The following is a 25,509-nucleotide window of genomic DNA, read 5'->3' on the forward strand; positions in this document are numbered from 1 at the left end:
GCCGCGCGGCGCCCGCGGGCCGCAGGGTACGGTGCGTCCCGTGCCCGAAGAGCTGCTCGTCGAACGCCGCCCGGACGGAATCGCCGTTCTCACGCTGAACGACCCGGACCGCCGCAATGCGATGGCCGATGACATGACCGCCGCCTGGAAAAAGGCCGTCGCGGATCTGCGCGCCGATCAGGACGTGCGGTGTGTCGTGATCACCGGTGCGGGCGGCGCGTTCAGTTCCGGCGGCGATCTCTCCTGGCTCGCCGACACGAACTCCGTGGCCGTCCCCGCGCTGCGCGACCGGATGCTGGAGTTCTACCGGACGTGGCTCGCCGTCCGGGACCTGGAGGTCCCGACGATCGCCGCCGTCAACGGGCACGCCGTCGGTGCCGGGCTGTGCCTCGCGCTGGCCTGCGACCTGCGGTACGCCGCCGAGGACGCCAAGCTCCTCGCCCCGTTCACCGCCCTCGGCCTGCACCCGGGCATGGCCGCCACCTGGCTGTTCCCCGAGGTCGCCGGGCTGCCGCTCGCCCGCGAGATGCTGCTCGCGGGACGCGTCCTCACCGGGGCCGAGGCCCAGGCGTCCGGCCTGGTGAACCGTGCCGTCCCCCGGGAGCGGGTGCTGGCGGAGGCGCTGGAGGTCGCCGGACGCGTCGCCGCGCAGGCGCCCGTCGCGACCCGGCTCACGAAGGTCGCGCTGGCCGGAGGCGGCCACCCCGACATGGAGTCCGCGCTGCGCTGGGAGTCGCTCGCGCAGCCCGTCACGATGGCCACCGCGGACATGGTCGAGGGCCTCACCGCGCAGCGGGAACGCCGCGCCCCGCGCTTCACCGGCGAATGATCAATACCACGGATCGGGGGGCGTAGCGGCCGCGAACGGCCCCGTCAAGGTTGCGCGGACGTGTGCGCACGCCTATGGGCTAGTTAAAACATGGCGTCTGACCTGCGAAAACGTCAAACACCCCCTGTGGCGGACGCAAATTTTTGGGTACGGTTCTGGCGTGCCCCCAAACGTTGAGGTCCGCCGCAGCTCCCGCCGCAGGCGGACGGTGTCCGCCTACCGCGACGGGGACAAGGTGGTGGTGATGGTTCCGTCCAGGCTGAGCAAGGCCGAAGAGGAACAGTGGATCGCGACCATCCTGGAACGGCTGGAGGAGCGCGAACGCAAGCGGCGTCCCAGCGACGCCGACCTTGAGTCCCGCGCCCGCGAACTGTCCCGCCGTTACCTGGACGGCCGTGCCGATCCCGTGAGCGTCCGCTGGGTCGACAACCAGCGCACCCGCTGGGGATCGTGCACCCCCGACGACGGGACGATCCGGCTCTCCACGCGGCTGCGCGGCATGCCCGGCTGGGTCGTCGACTACGTCCTCGTCCACGAGCTGGCGCACCTGCTGATCCCCGGCCACGGCGCCGACTTCTGGGAACTGGTCGGCAACTACCCGAAGGCCGACCGCGCCCGCGGCTACCTCGAGGGCGTCGCCGCCGCGGCGCACCTGCCCATGGAGTCGGACGCGCCCGGCGACGACATCGGCAAGGACGCCCACCGGGGCGACGCCCTGCACCGCGACGAGCGGTACGGGGTCGCCGGTTGAGCTCGGCCCGCCACGCCGCGGTGCTGTCGCACGCCCGCAGCAGTCCTGGCGCGGCCCCGCCCGGCGTCGACCCCGAGGCGTTCCGGCTCGCGCTGCTCGAGGACGCGTGCGAGGTCGTCGCCGGCCTCGACCTGGTCGCGCCCGCCCTCGTGCTGGACCCGCCCGACCAGCCGGACGCCGAGGCCGTCACGTGGCCCGGCACGCTGATCGTCCGCGCGGCGACCCCGCCGGACGCGTTCGCCGCGCTGCACGCCGCCGGCGCCGCGGAGGCCGTGCTGGTCGCGGGCGACGCCCCCGACCTGCCGCCGCTGCTGATCGGCAAACTGTTCCGGGCGCTCGGGCAGGCCCCGGCGGCCGCGTGCGCCGCCCGTCCGGACGGGCTCGTCGCGCTCGCCGCCCGGCTCCCGCTGCCCGGCTGGCTCGCCGCCGCCCTCGGCGACGTCGACCTCGACACCCCCGACGCGCTCGCCCGGCTCCGCGCCGCCGCGCCCCGCCCCGGGCTCGTCCCGCAGGGACCCGGCTGGCACCGCATCCGCACCACCGCCGACCTGCGGTTCCTCGACCCCGGGCTGGAGGGCTGGGAGAACACCCGGGCCCTGCTGGAGGGGCACCCGCTGCGCGGCTGAGCCCCGGTCAGGCCCGGACGGCCCGCGCGACGAGACGGCGCAGCGCGTCGTCCGTCGGCTCGGGCAGCGCGTCCACCGGGAACCACGCGAGATCGTCGGACTCGTCGCTCGCCACGTGCCGCGCGTCCGGCGGCGCGATCGCCGCGTACTGGACGTCCAGGTGCCACGAACCCTGCGGATGGCAGCGCACGGCGTGCCGGTCGAGCTGGACGGGGCCGCGCCCCAGCAGCCGCAGGCCCGGGATGCCCGACTCCTCCGTCGCCTCCCGCAGCGCCGCGTCCGCCAGCGTCGCGTCGCCCGGCTCCAGGTGCCCGCCGAGCTGCAGCCACGCCTTGATCTTCGAGTGCAGGGTCAGCAGCACCCGGGTGCGCGTCGCGTCCAGGACGAGCGTGCTCGCGGTGATGTGCCCGGCGGCGCACTCGCGCCACAGGCCGTCCAGCGTGTGATCGCGCAGGTGCCGCAGGAAGCCGAGCGCCAGCTCGCGCTGCGCGTCGTCCGGCGGGCGCCAGCGGCGCAGCACGTCGGTCACGTCCTTGCCGAGCGTCACCGTGGCGAGCACGCGTTCCGCGTCGTCCGTCATGCGCGCCCGATGCGCGGATACCGAGAGTTGACGAGATGGCGCCGCCGTCGCTCCTGGTCGATGGGTCGCTGCCAGCACAGGCTCGCCCGCGCGACCCGCCGCCGGATCACGTTGGTCGACGAGCCCGGCTCGTACCGGCAGCCGCTCACCCGGTGCGGCCGCTGCCGGCTCACCGCCGCGGCCCCGCGTCGCCGTCGGGCCCCTCGTCCGGCCCGTCGTCCTCGCCCTTGGCGTCCTCGCCCTTGGCGTCCTTGACTTCCTCGCCCTCGGGCGCGTCCTCGGTGTCCTTGACGTCCTCGCCGCGGGTCAGCTTCGACAGGTCCAGGTCCGACAGGCCCTCCTCGCGGCCGTGCACGAACCCGTCCGGGTCGTCCAGGTCGTCCGAGGTCGGCAGCAGGTCCGGGTGGTCCCAGACTGCGTCGCGGCCGTCCACGCCCCGCACGTCCGTCAGCGTCCGCCACAGCGCCGCCGCCTCGCGCAGCCGCCGGGGCCGCAGCTCCAGCCCCACCAGCGTCGCGAACGTCCGCTCCGCCGGCCCGCCGGTCGCGCGGCGCCGCCGCACCGCCTCGGCCAGCTTCCCGGCCTCGGGCAGCCGGTTGTCCGCCGCCCGGTTCACGACCGTGTCGACCCAGCCCTCGACCAGCGCCAGCGTCGTCTCCAGCCGCGCCAGCGCCGCCTTCTGCCGCGGCGACTCCTCCGGCTGCAGCGAGATCTCGCCGCCCAGCGCGTCCTGGATCGCCTGCGGGTTGCTCAGGTCGAGGCCCTGCACGGCCTGCTCGATGCCCGACAGGTCGACCGTGATGCCGCGCGCGTACTCCTCGACCGCGCCCAGCAGATGCGACCGCAGCCACGGGACGTGCGCGAACAGCCGCTGGTGGGCCGCCTCGCGCAGCGCCAGGTACAGCCGCACCTCGTCGTCGGACACCTCCAGGCCCGACCCGAACGCCTCGACGCCCGCGGGCAGCAGCGCCCCGACGCCGTCCGGCGCCAGCGGCAGCCCGACGTCCGCCGAACCGGTCACCTCGCGGGCCAGCTCGCCGAGCGCCTGCCCGGCCTGCCCGCCGACCATCGCACCGGCCATCTGCTTGACCATGCCGATCAGCGGCCCGGCCATCGCCTGGACGTCCGCGGGGATCTCGCCGCCGCCGAGCGCGCCGCCCATGGACTCGACCATGCGCGCCGCGATCGGGTCGCAGACCTTCGCCCACACCGGCAGCGTCTGCTCGATCCACTCCGACCGGCTCCACGCCTGCGGCGTCCGGATGCCGGCGGGCAGCGTCGTGCCCTCGTCGAGCCACAGCTCGGCCAGCCGCAGCGCCTCCTCGACCTGGCGCCGCTCGGCGTCCACGATCGACGGGTCGCCCTTCTCGGCCACCGCGTGCCGGGCGATGTTCTTGGCCAGATCCCAGTTCAGGGGGCCGCCGCCCGGGCCGCCCGCACCGGCCGCGCCCTGGCCGCCGATCATGTCGGCGAACCGGTGCAGCATGTCGGCGAACTGCGCCATGTCGCCGCCCATGGCCTTGAATGGATCCTGGGGCCGGTCGTCGTCTCCGTCACCGGGACGGTTGAAGCCGAAGGGAGTGTCACTCATATCGGTTCGCCCCTGGGATGCATGATGGGCTCATATCCGCAACGTTAGCCGGTCCCGGCAAGGTCGCGAACAAAAGGAAGGGGGCACCTCCGTGGCAACGGGCAAGGTTCGCCCTCGGCGTAGCAAGGGCCCGGTCGTCGCGGTCACCGGCGCGGCCACCGGGGCGGGGCGGCTGCTGGCCGCCCGGCTCGCCGAGCGCGAGGAGATCCGCAAGGTCGTGGCCATCGACGGGCAGCGCGGGGACGTGCCCGGCGTCACATGGCGCGTCATGGACGTCCGCGACCCGCTGCTGTCGGGGCGGCTGTCGGACGTCGACGTGATCGTCCACCTCGACGTCGAGCAGTCGCCCGAGATCGACCAGCGGGAACGCCGCACCCACAACGTGCGGGGCGCGCAGACCGTCGTGACCGCCGCGGCCGCCGCGCGCGTCCGCCGGGTCGTCCTCGTCACCAGCGCCATGGTGTACGGCGCCGAACCCGGCAACGACGTCCCGCTCCCCGAGGACGCGCCGCTGCTCGCCGAGGCCGACACCGGCATCGCCGGCGACCACCTGGAGATCGAGGAACTGGCCGCCACCGCGCCGCTCACCCACCCCGGGCTCGAGATCACCGTCGTCCGTCCGGCCGCGCTCGTCGGGCCCGGCGTCGACACCCTCGTCACCCGCCACTTCGAGGCGCCGCGGCTGCTGTCGGTCAAGGGCAGCACCCCCGGCTGGCAGTTCTGCCACATCGAGGACCTCGCGTCCGCCCTCGACCTGATCGTCACCGAGCACGTCCCCGGCCCGGTCGCCGTCGGCTGCGAGGGCTGGATCGGCCCCGACGAGGTCGCCGAGATCACCGGCAAGCGCGGCTTCGAACTGCCCGCCGCCCTCACCTTCGGGACGGCGCAGCGGCTGCACCGGCTCGGCATGACCCCCGCGCCCGCCACCGAGCTGCGCTACGTCGCCTACCCGTGGGTCGTCGACTGCGCCCGGCTGCGCGCCGCCGGCTGGAAACCCATGTACGACAACGCCGCCGCCCTGCGCGGGCTGATGGACGAGATCGCCGGACGGCACGCGGTCGTCGGCCGCCGCGTCGGCGGCCGGGAGGCCGCCGCCGCGACCGCCGCGGGCGCCACCGTCGCCGCGATCGGCGCCGCCGCCGCGATCCGCCGCGCCCGCAAGCGCCGCCGGGTCTGACCGCCCGCGACACGGCGAGGGCCGCCGCCCGGGTGCGGGCGGCGGCCCTCGATCGTCCTCGCGGCCCCGGCTACGACTCCGGCTTGGCCTGCTGGGCGGTGGCCAGCGCGTCCCGCGCCTTCTTGATCGCCTCCCAGGCCTGGCCCATCTTGTCGTAGTCGAGGTTCTTCTGCGCGTCCTCGTAGTCGGTGACGGCCTTCTTCAGATCGTTGATCGCCTGCTGCGCCTCCGGGGTCAGGGCGCCCCCGGCCCCGGCATCGCCGTCCGCCGGCTTCTCGCCGTCCCCTTCATCGGCCGGCGCGGGACTGCCCCCGACGATCTGGTTCAGCGCCTCCTCCAGCGTGTTCGCCAGGACGATCGTGTTGCCGTACCTGGCCAGGACCGCGCCGAGGACGGGATACGGCTGCTTGGCGCTCTCCTGGATCGCGTACATCGGCTCCACGTACAGCAGCCCGCCGCTGAACGGGATCGTCAGGAGGTTGCCGCCGATGGTGTCGGTCTGACCGAGCCGCAGCGCGTTCAGATCCTCCTTGACCCGAGGGTCGGTCTCGAACTCGTTCTGCACCTGGCTGAGACCCGGCGGCTGCGCGTTCCGCGGCATCTGCAGGACGCTGATCTTCCCGTAGTCGCGCCCGGGAGTGGAGCCCACCGCCATGAACGCCGCGAGCTGCTGGTTGTCGCGCGGGTTGAACACCGTCGTCAGCGAGAACGACTCCTGGTCCTGCCCCGGCATCCGCAGGCTCTGGTAGTAGGGCGGCTGCCGCTTGCCCTTGGCGCTCGGGTCCTCGGGGACCTCCCAGAAACCCTCGCCGCTGTAGAAGGCGGCCGGGTCGGTCACGTGGTACTTCGCGAGGATCGTCCGCTGCACCTTGAACAGGTCCTGCGGGTAGCGGAAGTGCTTCTCGAGCTCCGGAGGGATCTGCGAGCGGGCCTGGACGGTCCCGTCGAAGACCTTCATCCACGTCTTGAGGATCGGGTCCTTGTCGTCCCACTGGTACAGGCGCACCGAGCCGTCGTAGGCGTCCACCGTGGCCTTGACCGAGTTGCGCATGTAGTTGACGTGGTCGTCCGCCTGCCGCGCCACCGCCGACCGGGTGTCGGTGATGGTGTCCCGGGTCGCCTCGCCGAGGCTGATCTCCTCCGAGTACGGGTAGCTGTTCGACGCCGTGTAGCCGTCGACGATCCAGACGATCCGTCCGTTCACCACCGACGGGTACGGGTCGCCGTCCAGCTTCAGCCACGGCGCGGCCTTCTGGACGCGCTCCAGCGGCGACCGGTCGTAGAGGATCTTCGCCTCGTCGTTGATCGCGCCCGACAGCAGCAGGTTCTTGTCCTGGAACTTCGTCGCGTACAGCAGCTTGTGGAAGAACGAGTCGATCGAGACGCCGCCGTCACCGTCGTAGTTGCTCGTCTGCTGGCCGTTCTCGCTGTTGTCGGGGTAGTTCAGCTCCTCCTGGCCGTTCCCGCCGACCACCGAGTACGCCGGCGTCCGCTCCCCGAAGTAGATCTCCGGCCGCGTCACGTTGATCCGCTGGTTCGCAGAGACGGGCATGTCACGGGTGATGTAGTCCGGCACCCCGCCCCCGGCGAGCCGGTCCGCGTACGCCGACACGAACCCGTAGCCGTGCGTGTAGACCATCCGGTCCTTGATCCAGCTGTGCTGGCCCTCCGGCGCACCCGACAGCTCGCGGAGCGCGACCACCGTGTCGACCATCTCGCCGTCGATCTCGTACCGGTCCACGTCGAGGATGTCGGGGAAGTTGTAGAACGGCCGGATGCGCTGCTGCTGCTTGAACGTCTCGCCCACGACGTTCGGGTCCAGGATGCGGGCGCCGCCCAGCTTCTCCGCCTCCGCGCGCATCGTCGCCTGATCGGTCTTCGGCTGCGAGCCGTACGAGATGAGCTGCGCGCCCTCCACCCCGAAGGCCTGACGCGTCGCCTTGATGTTGCGCTCGATGAACTGGCGTTCCTTCGCCAGCTCGTCCGGCTTCACCTGGAACTGCTGGATCAGCAGCGGGTACATCCCGCCCAGCAGGATCGCCGACAGCACCAGCAGCGTGAAGCCCACGCCCGGCAGCATCATCCCGCGGCGCAGCAGGTTGCTGAAGAACATGATCGCGCACAGCACCGCGATGACCGCCAGGATCGTCTTCGCGGGCATCAACGCGTTCACGTCCGTATACGACGCGCCCGTCGTCACCCCCCGCTCCGAATGGACGAGCCCGTACCGGTCGTACCAGTACGCGACGGCCTTCAGCAGGACGAACAGCCCCACGAGCACCGACAGGTGCGCCCGCGCGGGCGGGCTCGCCTTGTCGCCCGGCCCCTGCAGCCGCAGCCCCCCGTACAGGTAGTGCACCATCACCGCGGCGAGGATCGACAGGATGATCGTCGCGAACACCACGCCCAGCAGCAGCCGGATGAACGGGTACGTGAAGACGTAGAACGAGACGTCCTTGTGGAACTGCGGGTCCTCGACGCCGAACGACGTCCGGTTGATGAACGCCAGCCACGTCGGCCACTGCCCCGACACCGACGCGCCCGTGAACACGCCCAGCAGCCCCAGCATCGTGACGGCGATCAGCCGCCGCCGCGGATCGATCACCGCCCGGTACCGCTCCAGCCCCTGCTGCTCCACCGACAGCGGCCGGTACGCGGGCCGCAGCCGGTAGGCCACCAGGACGTTCGCGCCCACCAGGAGCGCCATCAGCAGACCCGCCCCGAAGAACAGGACGGCCCGCGCCTGCAACTGCGTCGTGAAGACCGTCTCGAAACCGATCGACCGATACCACAGCAGGTCCGTATAGAAAGCGGTGAAGACCACGAAGGCCACCAGCAACACCGCGAGCGCCACCAGCACAGGCAGCAACAGCCGCGTCCGCCCACCGCCGGCTCGGCGTCCGAGGCCGGGAGTCCGGAAGGTCAAGGCCCCACTCCGATCGAGATCGCGCCCACCGGCCGCCCGCCGGTGCTGTGTAAGCAACTTACCGACTGGAACGGGGGTTTGGTCTGATGGCAGGAGGGTGTCCCTGAGCGTACGGGCAGCCGGGGATGCCCGTGATGACGCGTAGTCACATGGCGTGAGCGACAAAAATCGATTGCATGTTCTAATATTGTCACTTAAAGTATTCATTGTGTCACGTGCCGCCGATGGCGAGGTTGTTGAGACGCCGACTCGCCACGGCTCACCAGATCGCAAGGCGCGCGCCATGGTCGGCGGGGTGCGTGTGATCGCGGCGTCGTTCGTTGTGGCGGGCGCGTCCGGGGTGGCGGTGCGCGACCGCCTCAAGGGCCTCACTGCTGAGGACGAGCGGGTGCTGCGGCTCGTAGGGGCACATCTGGGGTCGTTGGCCGCCCGGGACCTGAGGGCGCGGTGTCGCGACGGTCTGGAGCATGACGCGGGCAAGTGGGCGGCGCGCAAGCGGGAGTTGACCGGGGAGTCGTCGGCGCGGTGGGCCGGGTCGATCACCAAGGCCACCCATGACCAGTGGGCGCTGGCCCGCCGCGCCCAGCACGCCCACATCGAGGGCTTGGAAGCGGGAGTGCGGACGCTGGAACATCGGCTGTCCCCGCCGATCGGCGCCAAGGGCACCGGGCGTGCGCCGGGCGGGTACCGGTCCCGGCGGGAATGGTTCGCCAAGTCCCGCCGCCTGGGTGTCCTGAAAGACCGGCTCGTGACCGCCAGGGCCGACCGGGACGCCGGGGTGGTGCAGGTGGTGCGCGGCGGCAAGAGGCTTGCCCGCGCCCGCCACCATCTGGACCACGCCGGGCTCACCGAAGCGCAGTGGCGTGAACGATGGGAGGCCGGACGGTCATTCTTGGCCGCAGACGGCGAGAGCGGGAAGCGATACGGCAACGAGACCATCCGCGTCACCCCCGACGGCCGGGTGTCGATCCGATTCCCCGCCCCGCTGACCCATTTGGCGAACGCGCCATACGGCCGGTACGTCCTGTCCGGCCGCGTCGCGTTCCAGCATCAGGGGGCCGAGTGGGCCGACCGGGTCGAGGCTGGCCGGGCGGTGGCCTACGGCATCCACCACGACCCCGAACGCGACCGCTGGTACCTGACCGCGTCCTGGCAGCGCCGCACCGTCCCCACCATGCCCCTGCGGGCGGCGTGCGCGCGGGGTGTGGTCGGGGTGGACGCCAATGCCGACCACCTGGCCGCGTGGTGTCTGGACCGGCACGGCAACCCGGTCGGGGACCCCATGCGGTTCGGGTATGACCTGACCGGTACCGCCTCTCACCGTGACGCGCAGATCCGGCACGCCGTCACCCGTCTGCTGCACTGGGCCGCATCCCGTGGTGTGGCCGCGATCGCGATCGAGGATCTGGACTTCACGGCCGAGAAGACCCGTGAGAAGCACGGGCGCCGTAAACGGTTCCGGCAGTTGATCTCCGGCTTTCCCACCGGAAAGCTGAAGGCCCGCCTGGTGTCGATGGCGGCCGAGCAGGGGCTGGCGATCGTTGCCGTCGACCCCGCATACACCAGCAAATGGGGTGCCCAGCACTGGCAGAAGCCGCTGTGCACCCCTGATCGTGAGGTTTCCCGGCACGATGCGGCGAGCATCGCGATCGGGCGACGCGCCCTGGGGCATCCGATCCGGCGACGGACGGCACCGCCCCCGCACGACCGGAGCGATCGTGCGGGGCATCGGACCGTCCAGGCCCCACCGGACACCCCAGGACGTGAGGGACCCCGCCACCCCGGCCCGGACCGTGCACGCGCTGCACCCCGCCGGACGGGTACCAGAACGCGGGCGACCAGCGCATCCAACACCGTTCGGGACGCGCGCAGCGCCAGGAAGCGGGTCCAAGACCCTCTTCCGCATTCTGTTTAGGGACGGTTCCCGCATGTCCCCGGACCGATTGGGGGAAAGATGGGCCCGTGAGCCTTCTGGAAGAAGTCGTCCTGGACCTCGAACGCCATACAGCACAGGAAGGATGGGACGCCGCGCCCCGCCTCTACGCCCTCGTCCGCAGCGCCGAACTGCGCGCCGCCGAACCCGAGCTCGCCGACCAGCTCGGCCTCCCCGCCGACGCCGACACGCTCGCCGCCCTCGAACAGCCCGCCCTCCCCGAACAAGCCGCCGTCGAGGACGCCCTCGCCGCCATCGCCTGGCCCGACGCCGTCGACGGCTGCGCCCTCGTCATCGAACGCGTCGTCCTGCCCCCCGAAGTCGAGGACGACATCCCCGACGACGAGGACGAAGCCGCCGCGTTCGCCGCGCAGCACCCGCAGCGCGAGGACGTCCGCATGATCGTCGGCGTGCTCCGGGACGGCGCCCGGCACTCCGCCCTCCGGCTCCGCCGCCACGACGCCGACGACGAGGTCCTCGCCGGGCCCGACCTCGTCCCCGCGCTAGCCGAAGCGCTCGCCGGCACCTTCGAACCGGACGAACCCGAAGATCCGTCCTGAAGGTAATGTGCGAGACGTGAACGACGACAGCGCCGAAGCACCCGACGTCATCCGGCTCATCGGCGTCCGCGAGACGCCACTGTCCGTCGACGAGGTCTTCGGCGCCGTCGGAGATCCCGCCGCCGGCGGCACCGCCCTGTTCGTCGGCACCGTCCGCGACCACGACCACGCGCGCGCCGTCAGCGCCCTCGCCTACAGCGCCCACCCCACCGTCGAACGCGAACTGCGCGCCGTCATGGAGAAGGTCGCCGCCGACTTCCCCGTCCGCGCCCTCGCCGCCGTCCACCGCGTCGGCGACCTCGAGATCGGCGACCTCGCCGTCGTCGTCGCCGCGTCCTGCCCGCACCGCGCCGAGGCGTTCGAGGCGTGCCGCCGCCTCATCGACGACCTCAAGGCGCAGGTCCCCATCTGGAAGCACCAGACGTTCGCCGACGGAGGCGACGAATGGGTCGGGGCCTGCTGACACCGCCGTGCCGCATAGAGTTCCGACCATGTCTCGTCGTGCCGCCACGCTCACCGTCGCGAGCGTGCTCGTCCTGGTGCTGGCCCTCGTCGGCTCCCTCATGCCCGTCCCGTACGTCACGCTGATGCCGGGACCGACGCAGAACACCCTCGCCGACAACGCCAAGGGCGAATCCCTCATCGCCATCGACGGGCGGCAGACCTACCCCACCGAAGGCCACCTCAACTTCACCACCGTCACCTACCGCGGCGGCCCCGGCGGCCGCATCGACCTCCTCACCGCCCTCCGCGGCTGGCTCGACGGCGACACCGCCGTCGTCCCCGAGGAGACGATCTTCCCCGAGGACGAGTCGCCGGAAGAGGTCGACGAGCAGAACACCCGGCAGATGCGCGACTCCCAGCAGGACGCCGAAGCCGCCGCCCTGCACGAACTCGACATCCCCGTCGGCACCCGCGTCGTCGTCGACAGCGTCCAGAAAGGCCAGCCCGCCGACGGCAAGCTCAAGGCCGGCGACGAGATCACCGCCGTCAACGGCACCGCCGTCACCAAGGTGCAGCAGGTCAGCGACGTCATGAACGGCGTGCGGCCCGGCGAGACCGTCACCCTCACCGTCCGCCGCGACGGCAAGAACGCCGACCAGCGGATCACCACCGCGAAGGGCCCCGACGGCGGCGCCATCGTCGGCGTCGTCCTCGCCGGCGACTACAAGTTCCCCTTCGAGATCGACATCAGCATCGGCGACATCGGCGGCCCCTCCGCCGGCCTCATCTTCTCCCTCGCCATCATCGACAAGCTCACCCCCGGCGCCCTCACCGGCGGCAAGTTCATCGCCGGCACCGGCACCATCACCCCCGACGGCCAGGTCGGCCCCATCGGCGGCATCGAACAGAAGATGATCGCCGCCCGCAACGCCGGCGCCACCGTCTTCCTCACCCCCAAGGGCAACTGCGCCGCCGCCGCCCAGGCCCGCCCCGACGGCCTCCGCCTCGTCCGCGCCGACACCCTCAAGAGCGCCCGCCAGGCCCTCGACGCCCTCACCACCGGCAAGGGCACCGTCCCCTCCTGCACCACCGGCTGAAACCAATTTGCACAAGCCCCCCCACCCCCATAGAGTTAAGACATCACGCCAACACGGGTGAACGACGCGGGGTGGAGCAGTTCGGTAGCTCGCTGGGCTCATAACCCAGAGGTCGCAGGTTCAAATCCTGCCCCCGCTACGAATCGGGAATCCCCTGGTCGCAGGCTGGCGCCTGCTCCCAGGGGATTCTTCGCGTTTTGCCGGGGGGCGACCCCCCGAACCCCCCGTGCCACCAGCCTCCCCCGCCCGCCCACCCCTGGGGCTTCGCCCCTAGACCCCCTTTTCCTCGTCGGTTTTACGATCGTGGTTGTGGCGGGTGACTTGGTTGCGGAACGGTTGGTGGGGCTGGCGCGGAATCCGAGGGCTCCGGCGAAGCTACTTTTGAGGCTCCTGGATTCGGGAATCCAGGACGTCCAAGTCGCACTGTGCAGTCGAGTGGACATGCCGGACGCGTTGTTGGATGCGATCCTCGGTCATGCGGACCGGTCCTTGCGGAAAGCGCTGACGTTCAATCTCTCACTCGGGCCTGAACGACGATCCCGGCTCGCCGACGACCCCGATCCGGGAGTGCGCGGCAATTTGGTGGAGCAATGCGGTTTCCGCGGGGGGTGGACGGCCGAGCGGCTGCCGTTGACCGTCCACGCTTACGAGAAGCTCGCCGCCGATCCGGACGTCAGGATCCGTGAAGAGGTCGCCATCCAGCCCTTCACGCCCGAGCATGTTCGTGCCCGGCTGGCCGGCGACCCGAACCCCAGTGTGCGGAGCCGGCTCACGTTCCGTTGGGAACTCCTCGCCGGCGAGGTCAGGGACGCGCTCCTCAACGACCCCGATGAAAATGTGCGGGCGGAGGCCCATAAGGCTGCGGACATACTGCCTCGTTCGCTCGCCGAGAGCCTCGTCCGGGACGGCGACGCACGGAAACGTGCTGCCGCCGCGGCGAACGCGAGTCTTCCGGCCGACCTCGTGGACGAACTCGCCGTCGACTCCGACCCGGCCGTGCGGCTGGCGGTTTCCCGACGTCCGGGCCTCACCGAACGGGAGCGCGCGGCGATCGACTACCACGACGACCCGAACGCGCGATTCCGTCCGCTGGATTGGGTGCGGGCTTTGTGCGACGACGTTCGGGCCATGCGGGAATGTGCGGCGTCCGCTCACCCGGCGCTGCGGCGCAGTGCCGCCTGCTGCCCGCACCTTCCGGACGATGTCGTCGCGCGGCTCGCGGACGACGAGGATCCGCTCGTCCGGTTGTTCCTCGCCGAGAACCATCCGGACCCGCCCGGTTCGCTCCTGCTCTGGTCGGTTCTCGAATACGAGAGTTACACGGTCGACGACATGCCGCGGCATCCGAATTTCCCTCGGGTCGCCTTGCGGTATTTCGCCGACTCGCCGGACGCGCGGTTGCGGAGTTTCGTCGCCATGGACCCCGACGCCTCGCCGGAGGTCGTCGAGCGGCTCAGTCACGATGACGACATGCGGGTGCGGCGTGCGATGGCCCGTTCACCCCGGCTGCCGCTCGGTCGGCTTCTCGTGCTCCTGGACGAACCCGGCACCGCGGCCTCGGCCGCCGCGAACCCGGCCCTGCCCGTCGAGGTGATGGAGCGGATGGTCGACGGCTGACCCTGGTGGCCGTCCGGGGGGCGTGGTTATGATCGCCGAAATGGCCGAAAATGGGCCTAAGCAGCGGTTTCGTGGAGGCGCCCATGTCCGGATCGGTCGCTCGTGCCCGGCAGCACTCGTACGGTGATCTGCTGCATCGGACGGCTCGGCGGCGCCCCGGGAAGGCGGCGATCGTCGACGGGGACGTGCGGTGGACGTTCGCGGAGTTCGACGCGGCGGTGAACCGGACGGCGCACGCGCTCGCCGCGCGGGGGTTCGGGAAGGGTGACCGGCTCGCGCTGGTGAGTCACAACTGCAGGCAGTACGCGGTGCTGGCGTTCGCGACGGCGAGGCTCGGTGTGGTGCTCGTCCCGGTGAACTTCATGCTCAACGCGGACGAGATCGGCTACATCGTCGGGCATTCCGGGGCGTCCGGGATCGTCGCCGAGGACGTGCTGGTGCCCGCGGCCGAAAAGGCGCTCGCGATCGCGGGGGTCGAGGGCGGGGTCCGCGGGGTGATCGGCGCGCCGGTGGACGGGTGGGAGGACGTCGACGGGTGGGCCGCGGAGGGCCCCGACGAGGCGCCGGACGTGCTGGTGGAGGACGACGATCCGCTGCGGCTGATGTACACGTCGGGCACGGAGTCGCGGCCGAAGGGCGTCATGCTGACGAGCCGGTCGCTGATCAGCCAGTACGTGAGCTGCATCGTCGACGGGGAGATGAGCGACGACGACGTCGAGGTGCACGCGCTGCCGATGTACCACTGCGCGCAGCTCGACTGCTTCTTCAGCGTCGACGTGTACCTGGGGGCGACGAGCATCATCCTGCCGGGGCCCGATCCCGCGCTGCTGCTGGAGACGATCGAGCGGGAGAAGGTCACGAAGCTGTTCTGCCCGCCGACCGTGTGGATCTCGCTGCTGCGGCACCCCGACTTCGACACCCGTGACCTGTCGAGCCTGCGGAAGGGCTACTACGGTGCGTCGCCGATGCCCGTGGAGGTTCTCCGGGAGCTGCAGCGGCGGCTGCCGGACGTGCGGCTGTGGAACTTCTACGGGCAGACCGAGATGGCGCCGCTCGCCACGATCCTGCGGCCGGACGAGCAGTTGGAGCGGGCGGGGAGCGCCGGGCGCGCGGCGATCAACGTCGAGACGATGCTGGTGGACGACGACGGGAACCCGGTGGCCCCGGGGGAGATCGGCGAGATCGTCCACCGCAGCCCGCATGCGGCGCTGGGCTACTACCGCGACGAGGAGAAGACCGCCGAGGCGTTCCGCGGCGGGTGGTTCCACTCGGGCGACCTCGGGATCATGACCGCGGACGGCTACCTGTCGGTGGTCGACCGGAAGAAGGACATGATCAAGACCGGTGGCGAGAACGTCGCGAGCCGCGAGGTCGAGGAGGCGATCTACGAGCTGGAGGGCGTCGCCGAGGTGGCGGTGTTCGGGATCAGTCACCCGCATTGGATCGAGGCCGTCACGGCGGTGGTGGTGCCGAAGGCGGGGGCGTCCCTCGGTGCCGACGACGTGAACGCGCACGCCCGGGAGCGGCTCGCGCCCTACAAGCGGCCGAAGTACGTGGTGATCGCCGAGGCGCTGCCGAAGAACCCGAGCGGGAAGATCCTCAAGCGCGAACTGCGCGCGGCGCACGCGTCCCTGGCTCAGGAGTAGTCCAGGTGGGGGGCCAGGGTCAGGGACAGGTGGAGGGTGAGGCGGTCCTGGCCGTCGGCGAGGGATAGGGACGTCAGTTCCTCGATGCGCCGCAGCCGGTGGTAGAGCGTCTGCCGGTGGACGTTCAGCGCGCGGGCGGTGGCCTGGACGTTGCCCGCGTGGTCGAGGTAGGTGCGGGCGGTCGCCTCGAGGTCGGGGTGGTCGTGCAGGGTGCCGGGGACGCGGACGGCCTCGGCGAGCGCGTCGTCGGGGGCGGTGCGGAGGAGCCGCAGGGCGCCGAGGGACGTCCAGGTGCGGGTCTCGCCGGGGGCCGCGACGCGTGCGGCGACGCGGGCGCGGAGCCAGCCCTCGTGGACGGCGTCGAGGGCGGACGATCCGGTGTGCAGGCCCGCGCGGACGGGCGCGCCCCGCTCCTCGAGGAGCCGGCGGGCGCGGTCGATGACGGGGCGGGGCGCGACGCCGGACGGGATCAGCAGGACGTGGTCGCGCTGCCAGAGCGTGGGCAGCACGGAGTGCGGGAGCATCCAGGGGTTCAGCGGGACGGGCGCGTCGGTGCGCAGGACGGCGACGGCGAGGGGCGGTTCGGGGGCGGCGGACTCGGCGAGTTCGGCCGCGGCCTGGGCGCGGACGTCGGGCTGCGAGGACAGCAGGTCGGCGACGCGCCAGCCGAGGTCGTCGCGTTCGCGGGCGCGGCGGGCCATGAGGAGCCCGGCGCGTTCGCAGAGCGGCATGGCGCGGGCGGCCTCGGCGGCGCTGATCTTCTCCTCGTCGTCGAGGAGCCACAGGTAGCCGTAGGTGACGTCGTTCCAGCGGACGGGCAGGCAGAGGCGGCCGAGCTGGCCGAGGGCGGCGTCGGCGGGGATGCGAACGGGGCCGGTGGCGCGGGCGATGCCGTGCCGTTCGAAGCGGGTCCGGACGGCCTCGGTGGCGCGGCGGTGCAGGATCGACTCCATCCGGATGGGGTCGATCGTGTCGCCGTGCGCGGCGTAGGCGACGAGGTGGAAGTCGCGGTCCTCCAGGGTGGCGGGCGCGCCGAGCAGGTCCGCGGACAGTTCGACGATCTCTTGAAGGTCCATGGCTCCTGTGACATTTGTATGAAGAGTTCGGCTTCCGAAAGTGGCATCTGACTATACGCGGTCGGGCAGGGCCGGTTTACGTTCGGAGTGTCCATCGCAGTTCGGAGGCCCTGATGTTGAGTCCGCTCCTTCTGGCGGCCGCGCGCAGTAAGCGTGCGCGCGGTCTCGTGACCGCCGTACCCGTCACGCGGGGCGTCGTCGACCGGTTCGTGGCGGGCGAGGATCTCGCCGCGGCCGTGCGGGCGGTGCGGGAGCTGAACCGGGACGGCCTGCAGGTCACGCTCGACCACCTGGGCGAGGACACGCTCGACCGGGCGCAGGCGGAGGCGACGCGGGACGCGTACCTGGCGCTGTTCGAGGCGCTGGGGGAGTCCGCGCCGGGGGCGGACGCGTCGCTGAAGCTGTCGGCGCTGGGGCAGGCGCTGGACGACCGGCTGGCGCTGGACAACGCGCGGACGATCTGTGCCGCGGCGGGGCGGGCCGGGATGACGGTCACGCTCGACATGGAGGACCACACGACGGTCGACTCGACCCTCGGCGTGCTGCGGGAGCTGCGGGCCGACTTCCCGTGGGTCGGCGTCGCGATCCAGTCGATGCTGCGGCGGACCGAGGGCGACCTGCGCGACCTCGTGGGGGAGGGGTCGCGGGTGCGGCTCGTCAAGGGCGCCTACGCCGAGCCGTCGTCGGTCGCGTACCAGGGCAGGCACGAGGTCGACCGCGCCTACGTGCGGGGCCTGAAGCTGCTGATGGCGGGCGACGGACGCCCGATGGTGGGCAGCCACGACCCGCGGATGATCGACATCGCGCTGGCGCTGGCCGCCGAGAACGACCGCAAGCCCGACTCGTACGAGTTCCAGATGCTCTACGGCATCCGCGCCGGTGAGCAGCGCCGGCTGGCCGAGGACCACACGATGCGGGTCTACGTGCCGTACGGCGCCGACTGGTACGGCTACTTCATGCGGCGCCTGGCCGAGCGTCCCGCCAACCTCGTCTTCTTTCTCCGTTCGTTCGTCTCACGCTGACCAGGAGGCACATTCATGGACGCCGTCACCAACGTCCCGACGCCGGTGAACGAGCCGGTGCGGGGTTACGCCCCCGGCAGCGCCGAGCGGGCCCGGCTGGAGGCGAAGCTCGCCGAGCTCGGCGGCGCCGCGCCGGTGGACCTGCCGATGACGATCGGCGGCGAGCGGCGGCTCGGCGCCGGCCCGAAGGTCGCCGTCGTGCAGCCGCACCGGCACGCGGCGGTGCTCGGGACGTACGGCACGGCCACGCGGGACGACGCGCGGGACGCGATCGCCGCGGCGCTGGACGCCGCGCCGGCGTGGCGCGCGATGTCGTTCGACGACCGCGCCGCGATCTTCCTGCGGGCCGCCGACCTGCTGTCGGGCCCGTGGCGGGAGACGATCCTCGCCGCGACGATGCTCGGGCAGTCCAAGACCGTCCAGCAGGGCGAGATCGACAGCCCGTGCGAGCTGGCGGACTTCTGGCGGTTCAACGTCCACTTCGCGCGGAACCTCATCGCCGAGCAGCCGATCAGCTCTCCGGGCGTGTGGAACCGGTCGGACCTGCGTCCGCTGGAGGGCTTCGTCTACGCGATCACCCCGTTCAACTTCACGGCGATCGCGGCGAACCTGCCGACCGCGCCCGCGATGATGGGGAACGTGGTGGTCTGGAAGCCGTCCCCGACCCAGACGTACGCGGCCGTCCTCACCATGCGGCTCCTGGAGGAGGCCGGGCTGCCGCCGGGCGTCATCAACCTGGTGACCGGCGACGGGATCGAGGTTTCCGACGTCGCGCTGGAGCACCCCGAGCTGGCCGGGATCCACTTCACCGGCTCGACGGCGACGTTCAAGCACCTGTGGAAGACGGTCGGCGCGAACATCGACAAGTACCGGTCCTACCCGCGGCTCGTCGGTGAGACGGGCGGCAAGGACTTCGTCGTCGCGCACCCGTCCGCCGACCCGGACGTCCTCAGGACGGCGCTCGTGCGGGGCGCGTTCGAGTACCAGGGGCAGAAGTGCTCGGCGGCGTCGCGCGCGTACGTCCCCCGGTCGATCTGGGAGAGCGGGTTCCGCGAGCGGCTCGCCGAGGAGGTCGACGGGCTGACGATGGGCGACGTCACCGACCTGTCGAACTTCATGGGCGCCGTCATCGACGAGCGGGCGTTCGCGAAGAACAAGGCCGCGATCGACCGGGCCGAGGACGACCCGACGGTCGAGATCGTCGCGGGCGGGACCTACGACGACTCCGTCGGGTACTTCGTGCGCCCGACCGTGCTCGTGTCGGACGACCCCGAGAACGAGATCTTCCGCACCGAGTACTTCGGGCCGGTCCTGGGCGTCCTGGTGTACGAGGACGACCGGTACGACGAGATGCTCGCGCAGATGGAGTCGGTGTCGGACTATGCCCTGACCGGCGCCGTCATCGCGACCGACCGGGCCGCCGTCGCGCACACTGCCGAGGTGCTGCGGTTCGCCGCGGGCAACTTCTACGTCAACGACAAGCCCACCGGCGCGGTCGTCGGCCAGCAGCCGTTCGGCGGCGCGCGGGCGTCCGGCACGAACGACAAGGCCGGGTCGGTGTTCAACCTGCTGCGGTGGACGTCCCCGCGCTCGATCAAGGAGACGTTCGTCCCGCCGACGGACTACCGCTACCCGCACATGGGCTGACGCGCCCGCGCGACGCCCGTGCCCGACGCCCGCGACCGGGGGCCCCCGAGGCCCCCGGTCGCGGGCGTCGTGCTCGATCCAGCAGAACGAATTCGTGCAGGTTGTAATCTTTGGTCGTGTTCACGACATGTCGCCGCGCCGACCGTTCGCCGACGCCCGACCGGCCGAGGGCCGACCGGCCGAGGGCCGTGCGGGGGCGGGCGTGACGGACGGGCCGGGCCTCGCCGCCGGGACCGAACTCGACGGCCGGTACCGCCTGGAGGGCGTGCTGGGCCGCGGCGGCATGGGCGAGGTCTGGCGCGCGGTCGACCTGCGGCTGCGCCGCCCGGTCGCGGTGAAGGTGCTGCCCGCCGAGCTGGCGGACGTCCCGGGCGCGATGGAGCGGTTCGAGCGGGAGGCCGAGGCCGCCGCCGCGCTCCAGCATCCCGGCATCACGGTCGTGTTCGACGTCGGCCGCACCGGCGGCCTCGCGTACCTGGTGATGGAGCTCCTCGAGGGCGAGGACCTGCGGGCGGTCGTGCGCCGGCACCCGTCCGGCCTGCCGGTGGCGGAGGCCGTCGGCTTCGGCGTCCAGCTCGCGGACGCCCTCGCCGCCGCCCACGCGCGCGGCATCGTGCACCGCGACATCAAGCCCGCGAACCTGTTCGTCCTCCCCGGCGGACGCCTCAAGCTGTGCGACTTCGGCATCGCGGGCCTCGCCGACGCCGCCACCCGCCTCACCCGGGACGGCGGGACCGTCGGCACGCCCCTCTACATGGCGCCCGAGCAGTTCAGCGGCGGAGCCGCCGACGCCCGGTCGGACCTGTACGCCCTCGGCTGCGTCCTCCACGAACTCCTCACCGGCGCCCCGCCGTTCCGCGCCGCCTCCGGGCTGCCCCGGCTGATGTACGCGCACCTGAACGAGGTCCCGCCGCCGGTCTCGGCCGCCCGTCCGGACGTGCCGCCGCGGCTGGAGCGGCTCGTCCGGGACCTCCTGGCCAAGGCGGTGGACGAGCGTCCCGCGAGCGCCGAGGCCGTCGCGTCCCTCCTGCGCGAGACGGGCCGGCTGGGCGCCCCGCCCCCGCCCGTCGCGCCGCCGCCCGTCGCGCCCCCGCCCGCCGGGCCGCCGCCGGGCTTCCCGCCAGCGACGCTCCCGCCGCCCCCGGTGCGCCCGCACGGCGGGGGCGGGCCGTCCGCGCGGGCGATCGTCGCGGTGTGCGCGGTGCTCGCGGTCGCGGCCGTCCTGCTCGGCGTCGCCGCCTTCGTCATCGTCGACCGCGCACCGGACCGGCGGGCGACCGCCGCGGACGTCCGGCCGCCGTCCACGACGCCCACGACGCCCGGACCGGCCTCGGCGTCCCCGACCGCGCCGGCCGTCCGCAAGATCGTCTACACGGTGACGGGGAGCCTGCCGGAGGCCCAGGTGCAGGTCTTCCACCCGGACGGCGGCACGTCCACGCGGACGGTGAAGCTGCCGTGGACCGGGAAGTACGAGGTCGAGAGCTTCGTCATCCTCGGCGTCAGCGCGAACGGCGGGGCGGGGTCCGGGACGCTTCGGTGCGCCATCGGCGTGGACGGCGAGGTGGTGCAGCGGCGCTCGTCCGAGGGGCAGTTCGCCAGTGTGAGCTGCCAGTACCAGGAGCCCGCCTCCTGACCCGCCTCCCGGACCGGACGCCGGTCAGCCGACGCCCGTCGCCGGGAGCGACACCCAGCCGCGGGTGAACGGCGACGCGATCCGTTCCGCGTTCTCCAGGTCGACGCCGACGTGCGGGTGGGCCGCGAGCAGCTCCTCCAGCGCCACCCTGGCCTGCAGTTTCGCCAGGTGGGAGCCGATGCAGAAGTGGACGCCGCTGGAGAAGCCCAGGTGGCGGGGGATCTCCCGGGTCACGTCGAGCCGGTCCGCGGACGGCCCGAACTCGCGCTCGTCCCGGTTCGCCGCCCCGAACAGCATCATCACCTTCTCGCCCGCCGGGATCTCCGTGCCGTGCAGCGTCACCGGACGCGTCGTCGTCCGGCCGAGGGCCTGCACGGAGCCTTCGAGGCGCAGGAACTCCAGCAGCGCGTTCGGGATCAGCGCCGGGTCCGCCGCGAGCCGCTCCCGCTGCGCGTGGTCGCCGTCCAGCAGCGCCACCCCGTGCGAGATCAGGTTCCCGGTCGTGTCGTTGCCGCCCGCGACCATCACGAAGCAGAAGCCGAGGACGTCCCAGTCGGTCAGCCGCTCGCCGTCCACCTCGGCGGCCGTGAGCGCGCTGATCAGGTCGTCGGACGGCGCCGCGCGGCGGGCCGCGATCACGTCGGAGAAGTACGCGAACATCTCCGCGACCGCGTTCACCGCGTCCCCGGCCGTGGACGTCAGCGCGAACCCGTCGTCCTGCAGCGTCGTCAGCGCCCGCACCCACGGGTCGAACCGCGCCCGGTCGGCCTCCGGGACGCCCAGCAGGTGCGCGAGCGCGAACGTGGGGAGCGGCGAGGAGAAGTCGCGGTGCAGGTCGGGGGTCGCGCCGTCGGCGGCCTTGCGTTCCATGTCCGCGATGCGCGCCCGGACGAACTCCCGGAGCGTCCCTTCGAGCGCGGCCGTCCGGCGCGGCGTGAACCCGTGCGCGACCAGCCGCCGCAGCGCCGTGTGGCGGGGCGGGTCGAGCATCACGATCGTCGGCGCGAGGCCGAGCGTGCCGATCTCGTCGGGGTAGAACGTGAGGCCCTGCGCGGACGAGAACGTCCGCGGGTCCCGCGTCGCGTCCCAGACGTCGTCGAACCGCGAGAGCGTCCAGAACGGGGGATCGGCGTGCCGGTGGACGGGCTCGTCGTCGCGGAGCCGCCGGTACGCGGGATAGGGGTCGGCCTGGAACGCGGGATCGAACGGGTCGTAGACGTCCGCCATCGCGGCCCTCCCGAGGTTGTAACGACCGCCGTTATTAACGCCTCCTGTTAGTATCATCCGCGTGCCGAGAGACGCAAGGGCCACCCGCGACCGACTGCTGCGCGCCGGCGCCCGGCGCTTCGCCGCCGACGGCATCGACGCCGCCCGCACCCGCGACATCGTCGCCCTCGCCGGGCAGGGCAACGACTCCGCGATCACCTACCACTTCGGCTCCCGCGCCGGGCTCCTCGAGGCGATCCTGCGCGCCGGCGTCGAGCGGATGGAGCCCGCCCGCGCCACCGACCTCGACCCCGCCGACCTCCCCGGCATCGTCGCCGCCGTCGTCGGGCCCACCGCCGACGAGCTCCGCACCGACCACGGCCGCGACTTCCTGCGCGTCATCGCCCAGCTCGCGAGCCGCGCGGGCGTCCGCGACCACAGCCTCCCCGCCCTCCTGCACGGCACGAGGCTGGCCCGCCAGCTCGACCTCCTCGAGGCCGCGTGCCGCGCAGCCCTCCCCGAACCCCTCGCCCTCGAACGGATCGCGAACGTCATCGGCTTCCTCACGACCGCCCTCGCCGACCGCGCCGTCCGCGGCGACGACGGCTCCCTCCTCGGGCACGACGCCTTCGTCGCCGACCTCACCGCCATGCTCACGGCCGCCTTGCAGGCCCCCGTTAACGCCGCCGCAACGCCACGTCCTTAATCAATTTGCGCAAGCCACCGGCCCCCCCATAGAGTTAAGACATCAACGCGACGCGGGGTGGAGCAGTTCGGTAGCTCGCTGGGCTCATAACCCAGAGGTCGCAGGTTCAAATCCTGCCCCCGCTACCAAGAGAAGGTCCTCCGGCCAGACGGCCGGAGGACCTTCTGCTTTCCGCCCCGAGCGAGGACGGCCCGCCCTCGGAGCCGTGCTCCGGTGGGGCCTCGACCACGGTGGTCGGCCGGATAGCGTGATGGGCATGCAGCGCAGTGTTCTGGCCGGTCTCGCGGACGTCGTCTGCGTGGTGGCCTTCGTGGTGATCGGGCGGGCCGAGCATGACGGGTCCGGCGGGCTGAGCGGGTTCGCCACGACGCTCTGGCCGTTCGTCGTCGGCGGCGCGGCCGGATGGGCGATCGGGCGGGTGTGGCGGCGGCCCGAGGCGGTCGTGCCCGCCGGGGTGGTCGTGTGGGCGTCGACGGTCGCCGTCGGGATGCTGCTGCGGGCGGTGTCCGGGCAGGGGACGGCGCTCGCCTTCGTGATCGTGTCGCTGATCTTCCTCGGGGCGACGATGCTCGGCTGGCGCGGGGTCGCGCGGCTGCGGGCGCGGAAGGTCGCCGCCGCCAAATGACCGGGCGGTCTTTTTAGTGATTCCTCCCGGTTGACGCGGACTGCCGGGCGCTGGTGAAGTTACCCACGAGTCACGTGGGTGACCGATCTCGGCATGTCGAAAGGGACACGATGGCATCTGCGCTGCGCGCTTGGCTGGACAAGCCGAACCCCGGACGCGGCGTTCACCTGGCGACCGACGACGGCGGGTGGGACTTCCGCGACTACGGCGCGCTGGCGGCCGCCGCGCGGCGCACCGCCGGGGCGCTGATCGAGGAGGGCGTGCGGCCCGGCGACGTGGTGTGCTTGATCCTGCCCACCGACTTCACCTGCGTCGAGACCTACTACGGGGTGTGGGCGGCCGGGGCCACCGTGTGCCTCATCACCCCGCCGCTGTTCCAGGACGGCGACGACTACGTGGCGCACGTCGCGGCGATCCTGCGGCAGGCGCGCCCCGTGCTGGTGGTGGCGTCCGACGACCTCGCGGACTACGCGGGACGCGCGATGGCCGACGCGGGGATCGAGGGGACGCCGTGGCGGCCCCGGCAGGGCGACGACGTCGCGGTGCAGCCCGCCGGGGAGCTGGCGCTGCTGCAGTTCACGTCCGGGTCGAGCGGCTCGCCGCGCGGCGTGATGGTCACCTGGGACAACCTCGAGGCCAACAGCGACCTGATCGCGCGGACGGCCGGGTTCGAGGACGACGACGTCGTCGCGTCCTGGCTGCCGCTCTACCACGACATGGGGCTCATCGGGACGTTCCTGACGCCGATCGCGCGGCAGGGGATGCTGCGGCTGATGCGGCCCGACCACTTCATCCGCGACCCCGCGCGCTGGATCCGCTGCTTCGCGGAGGCCGCGCACACGGCGGCGCCGCCGTTCGCGTACGCGTACTGCGCGCGCCGGGTGAAGCCGGAGCAGCTCGAAGGGCTCGACCTGTCCGGCTGGAAGATGGCGCTGATCGGCGCGGAGCCGATCGACCCGCACGCGCTGGAGGTGTTCGCGCAGCTCGTGGAGCCGTTCGGGTTCTCCCGGTCGGCGTTCCGGCCCGCGTACGGGATGGCCGAGACGACGCTGCTCGTCACGATGGACAACGTGTGGCGCCCCCCGCTGGCGGTGCGGCCCGACCCGGACGCGCTGTCGTTCGGCGAGCCCGTCCGGATCCTGGAGCAGCACCCGCTCGGCCCGGAGTCGCTCGGCGCGAAGGCCGGCTGGGTCGTCGGCTGCGGCACGCCGGAGGACGACGTCCCGGTCGCGATCGTGGACGACGCGGGCCGCGAGCTCGGTGAGGGGCTGCTCGGCGAGATCGTCGTCGGCGGCGCGTCGGCGTGCCCGGGGTACTACGCGGGCGCGGAGGCGAAGTCGACGCGGTTCTCGGGCGGCCGGGTGTTCACCGGGGACGCCGGGTTCTTCCACGAGGGGCAGCTGTTCGTCCTCGGCCGGATGGGCGACAGCATCAAGGTGCGGGGCCGTTCGGTCTACGTCGAGGACCTCGAGGCGAAGATCGCCGAGAGCACGGGCCTCGGCAAGGGCCGCATCGTGGCGGTCGGGGTGCCCGGCGCCGGGCGCAAGGGCATCGCCCTGTTCGCCGAGACGCAGGACGAGTCGTGGGCGCCGGACGTCCGGGAGATGCTGCGGCGCCGCCTCGGCGACGACGTGGAGCTGACGATCGTGGTCGGCGGCGGGCTGATCCAGCGCACGTCCAGCGGCAAGCCGCGCCGCCGCTACATGTTCGAACGCTTCCAGGCGGGTCAGATGGAGGGCGCCCGCCTGATCGATTGATAAACGCGGCGAGAACGGACAACATGTCGTTGACGCTGTGAAAGGTCGACGATGCCGTCT

The 25,509-nt window shown here is 72.3% G+C and carries 21 protein-coding genes and 2 tRNA genes; 18 read left to right on the forward strand and 5 right to left on the reverse strand.

The window, feature by feature from the left end:
• Positions 1-40 precede the first annotated feature (40 nt).
• The 3 genes from AB0L25_RS32510 to AB0L25_RS32520 all read left to right on the forward strand — a co-directional run bounded on the left by AB0L25_RS32510 (position 41) and on the right by AB0L25_RS32520 (position 2,206).
• A complete protein-coding gene (locus AB0L25_RS32510) occupies positions 41-829 on the forward strand; it encodes an enoyl-CoA hydratase/isomerase family protein (protein WP_500176574.1) in 789 nt (262 codons plus the stop codon).
• A 208-nt stretch (positions 830-1,037) separates the two neighbouring features.
• Positions 1,038-1,580, forward strand: coding sequence for a M48 metallopeptidase family protein (locus tag AB0L25_RS32515; protein WP_500176601.1), 543 nt, complete (start codon positions 1,038-1,040; stop codon positions 1,578-1,580).
• A complete protein-coding gene (locus tag AB0L25_RS32520) occupies positions 1,577-2,206 on the forward strand; it encodes a DUF2064 domain-containing protein (RefSeq protein WP_500176575.1) in 630 nt (209 codons plus the stop codon). The genes AB0L25_RS32515 and AB0L25_RS32520 overlap by 4 nt, the downstream gene beginning before the upstream one ends.
• Before the next feature lie 7 nt (positions 2,207-2,213).
• Here AB0L25_RS32520 and AB0L25_RS32525 read toward each other — a convergent pair whose 3' ends face one another.
• A complete protein-coding gene (locus tag AB0L25_RS32525) occupies positions 2,214-2,753 on the reverse strand; it encodes an NUDIX hydrolase (RefSeq protein WP_500176602.1) in 540 nt (179 codons plus the stop codon).
• A gap of 202 nt (positions 2,754-2,955) precedes the next feature.
• Positions 2,956-4,377 carry a zinc-dependent metalloprotease gene (locus tag AB0L25_RS32530; protein WP_500176576.1) on the reverse strand — a complete coding sequence of 474 codons (1,422 nt, stop codon included), beginning with the start codon at positions 4,375-4,377 and terminating at the stop codon, positions 2,956-2,958.
• A gap of 91 nt (positions 4,378-4,468) precedes the next feature.
• On the opposite strand from AB0L25_RS32530, the gene AB0L25_RS32535 reads away from it, so the two are divergent.
• Entirely contained in the window at positions 4,469-5,554 is a 1,086-nt protein-coding gene (locus tag AB0L25_RS32535) for an NAD-dependent epimerase/dehydratase family protein (RefSeq protein ID WP_500176577.1), read from the forward strand.
• Positions 5,555-5,624: 70 nt separating this feature from the next.
• On the opposite strand, the gene AB0L25_RS32540 is transcribed toward AB0L25_RS32535, so the two are convergent.
• Complete coding sequence (locus tag AB0L25_RS32540; RefSeq protein WP_500176604.1) at positions 5,625-8,414, reverse strand: UPF0182 family membrane protein; 2,790 nt, start codon at positions 8,412-8,414, stop codon at positions 5,625-5,627.
• 220 nt (positions 8,415-8,634) lie between these two features.
• Here AB0L25_RS32540 and AB0L25_RS32545 point away from each other — a divergent pair, with 220 nt between their 5' ends.
• The 7 genes from AB0L25_RS32545 to AB0L25_RS32575 all read left to right on the forward strand — a co-directional run bounded on the left by AB0L25_RS32545 (position 8,635) and on the right by AB0L25_RS32575 (position 15,777).
• Complete coding sequence (locus AB0L25_RS32545) at positions 8,635-10,395, forward strand: IS200/IS605 family accessory protein TnpB-related protein (RefSeq protein WP_500176578.1); 1,761 nt, start codon at positions 8,635-8,637, stop codon at positions 10,393-10,395.
• Positions 10,396-10,442: 47 nt separating this feature from the next.
• Complete coding sequence (locus AB0L25_RS32550; RefSeq protein WP_500176579.1) at positions 10,443-10,973, forward strand: PPA1309 family protein; 531 nt, start codon at positions 10,443-10,445, stop codon at positions 10,971-10,973.
• Between the two features lie 16 nt (positions 10,974-10,989).
• Entirely contained in the window at positions 10,990-11,436 is a 447-nt protein-coding gene (locus tag AB0L25_RS32555) for a molybdenum cofactor biosynthesis protein MoaE (protein ID WP_500176580.1), read from the forward strand.
• 28 nt (positions 11,437-11,464) lie between these two features.
• Complete coding sequence (locus AB0L25_RS32560) at positions 11,465-12,514, forward strand: YlbL family protein (RefSeq protein WP_500176581.1); 1,050 nt, start codon at positions 11,465-11,467, stop codon at positions 12,512-12,514.
• A 65-nt stretch (positions 12,515-12,579) separates the two neighbouring features.
• Positions 12,580-12,653: transfer RNA gene (locus AB0L25_RS32565), tRNA-Met, on the forward strand.
• A 296-nt stretch (positions 12,654-12,949) separates the two neighbouring features.
• Positions 12,950-14,131: a hypothetical protein gene (locus tag AB0L25_RS32570; protein ID WP_500176582.1), complete on the forward strand. Its 1,182-nt coding sequence runs from the start codon at positions 12,950-12,952 to the stop codon at positions 14,129-14,131.
• Between the two features lie 83 nt (positions 14,132-14,214).
• Positions 14,215-15,777: an acyl-CoA synthetase gene (locus AB0L25_RS32575; RefSeq protein ID WP_500176583.1), complete on the forward strand. Its 1,563-nt coding sequence runs from the start codon at positions 14,215-14,217 to the stop codon at positions 15,775-15,777.
• Here the strand turns inward: AB0L25_RS32575 and AB0L25_RS32580 are convergent.
• Positions 15,768-16,853 (reverse strand): PucR family transcriptional regulator, encoded by a 1,086-nt coding sequence (locus AB0L25_RS32580; protein WP_500176584.1) that lies wholly within the window; start codon positions 16,851-16,853, stop codon positions 15,768-15,770. The two genes, AB0L25_RS32575 and AB0L25_RS32580, sit on opposite strands and share 10 nt — an antisense overlap.
• A 113-nt stretch (positions 16,854-16,966) precedes the next feature.
• On the opposite strand from AB0L25_RS32580, the gene AB0L25_RS32585 reads away from it, so the two are divergent.
• The 3 genes from AB0L25_RS32585 (at position 16,967) to AB0L25_RS32595 (ending at position 21,155) form a co-directional block, all read left to right on the forward strand.
• A complete protein-coding gene (locus AB0L25_RS32585) occupies positions 16,967-17,875 on the forward strand; it encodes a proline dehydrogenase family protein (protein WP_500176585.1) in 909 nt (302 codons plus the stop codon).
• 15 nt (positions 17,876-17,890) lie between these two features.
• Entirely contained in the window at positions 17,891-19,522 is a 1,632-nt protein-coding gene (pruA, locus tag AB0L25_RS32590) for an L-glutamate gamma-semialdehyde dehydrogenase (RefSeq protein ID WP_500176586.1), read from the forward strand.
• A 127-nt stretch (positions 19,523-19,649) separates the two neighbouring features.
• Positions 19,650-21,155 carry a serine/threonine-protein kinase gene (locus tag AB0L25_RS32595; protein ID WP_500176587.1) on the forward strand — a complete coding sequence of 502 codons (1,506 nt, stop codon included), beginning with the start codon at positions 19,650-19,652 and terminating at the stop codon, positions 21,153-21,155.
• A 24-nt stretch (positions 21,156-21,179) separates the two neighbouring features.
• Here AB0L25_RS32595 and AB0L25_RS32600 read toward each other — a convergent pair whose 3' ends face one another.
• Entirely contained in the window at positions 21,180-22,382 is a 1,203-nt protein-coding gene (locus tag AB0L25_RS32600) for a cytochrome P450 (protein ID WP_500176588.1), read from the reverse strand.
• A gap of 61 nt (positions 22,383-22,443) precedes the next feature.
• Here AB0L25_RS32600 and AB0L25_RS32605 point away from each other — a divergent pair, with 61 nt between their 5' ends.
• From AB0L25_RS32605 to AB0L25_RS32620, 4 genes are all read left to right on the forward strand, one after another.
• Entirely contained in the window at positions 22,444-23,067 is a 624-nt protein-coding gene (locus AB0L25_RS32605) for a TetR/AcrR family transcriptional regulator (protein ID WP_500176589.1), read from the forward strand.
• Between the two features lie 51 nt (positions 23,068-23,118).
• Positions 23,119-23,195, forward strand: a tRNA-Met gene (locus AB0L25_RS32610).
• A 128-nt stretch (positions 23,196-23,323) separates the two neighbouring features.
• Positions 23,324-23,692, forward strand: a complete 369-nt coding sequence (locus AB0L25_RS32615; protein ID WP_500176590.1) for a DUF3054 domain-containing protein — start codon at positions 23,324-23,326, stop codon at positions 23,690-23,692.
• A 110-nt stretch (positions 23,693-23,802) separates the two neighbouring features.
• On the forward strand, positions 23,803-25,449 hold the full coding sequence (locus tag AB0L25_RS32620; RefSeq protein WP_500176591.1) for an AMP-binding protein: 1,647 nt from the start codon (positions 23,803-23,805) through the stop codon (positions 25,447-25,449).
• Positions 25,450-25,509: the final 60 nt, after the last annotated feature.

Source organism: Spirillospora sp. NPDC052242 (genome assembly GCF_040679555.1).
Classification (GTDB): Bacteria; Actinomycetota; Actinomycetes; order Streptosporangiales; family Streptosporangiaceae; genus Spirillospora.

What these genes read in the sequence shown, in the direction of transcription:
- AB0L25_RS32580 (WP_500176584.1), bottom strand. Translation starts at nt 16,853, where the DNA reads ATGGACCTTCAAGAGATCGTCGAACTGTCCGCGGACCTGCTCGGCGCG.
- AB0L25_RS32600 (WP_500176588.1), bottom strand. Translation starts at nt 22,382, where the DNA reads ATGGCGGACGTCTACGACCCGTTCGATCCCGCGTTCCAGGCCGACCCC.
- pruA (WP_500176586.1), top strand. Translation starts at nt 17,891, where the DNA reads ATGGACGCCGTCACCAACGTCCCGACGCCGGTGAACGAGCCGGTGCGG.
- AB0L25_RS32615 (WP_500176590.1), top strand. Translation starts at nt 23,324, where the DNA reads ATGCAGCGCAGTGTTCTGGCCGGTCTCGCGGACGTCGTCTGCGTGGTG.
- AB0L25_RS32595 (WP_500176587.1), top strand. Translation starts at nt 19,650, where the DNA reads ATGTCGCCGCGCCGACCGTTCGCCGACGCCCGACCGGCCGAGGGCCGA.
- AB0L25_RS32530 (WP_500176576.1), bottom strand. Translation starts at nt 4,377, where the DNA reads ATGAGTGACACTCCCTTCGGCTTCAACCGTCCCGGTGACGGAGACGAC.
- AB0L25_RS32585 (WP_500176585.1), top strand. Translation starts at nt 16,967, where the DNA reads ATGTTGAGTCCGCTCCTTCTGGCGGCCGCGCGCAGTAAGCGTGCGCGC.
- AB0L25_RS32620 (WP_500176591.1), top strand. Translation starts at nt 23,803, where the DNA reads ATGGCATCTGCGCTGCGCGCTTGGCTGGACAAGCCGAACCCCGGACGC.
- AB0L25_RS32560 (WP_500176581.1), top strand. Translation starts at nt 11,465, where the DNA reads ATGTCTCGTCGTGCCGCCACGCTCACCGTCGCGAGCGTGCTCGTCCTG.
- AB0L25_RS32575 (WP_500176583.1), top strand. Translation starts at nt 14,215, where the DNA reads ATGTCCGGATCGGTCGCTCGTGCCCGGCAGCACTCGTACGGTGATCTG.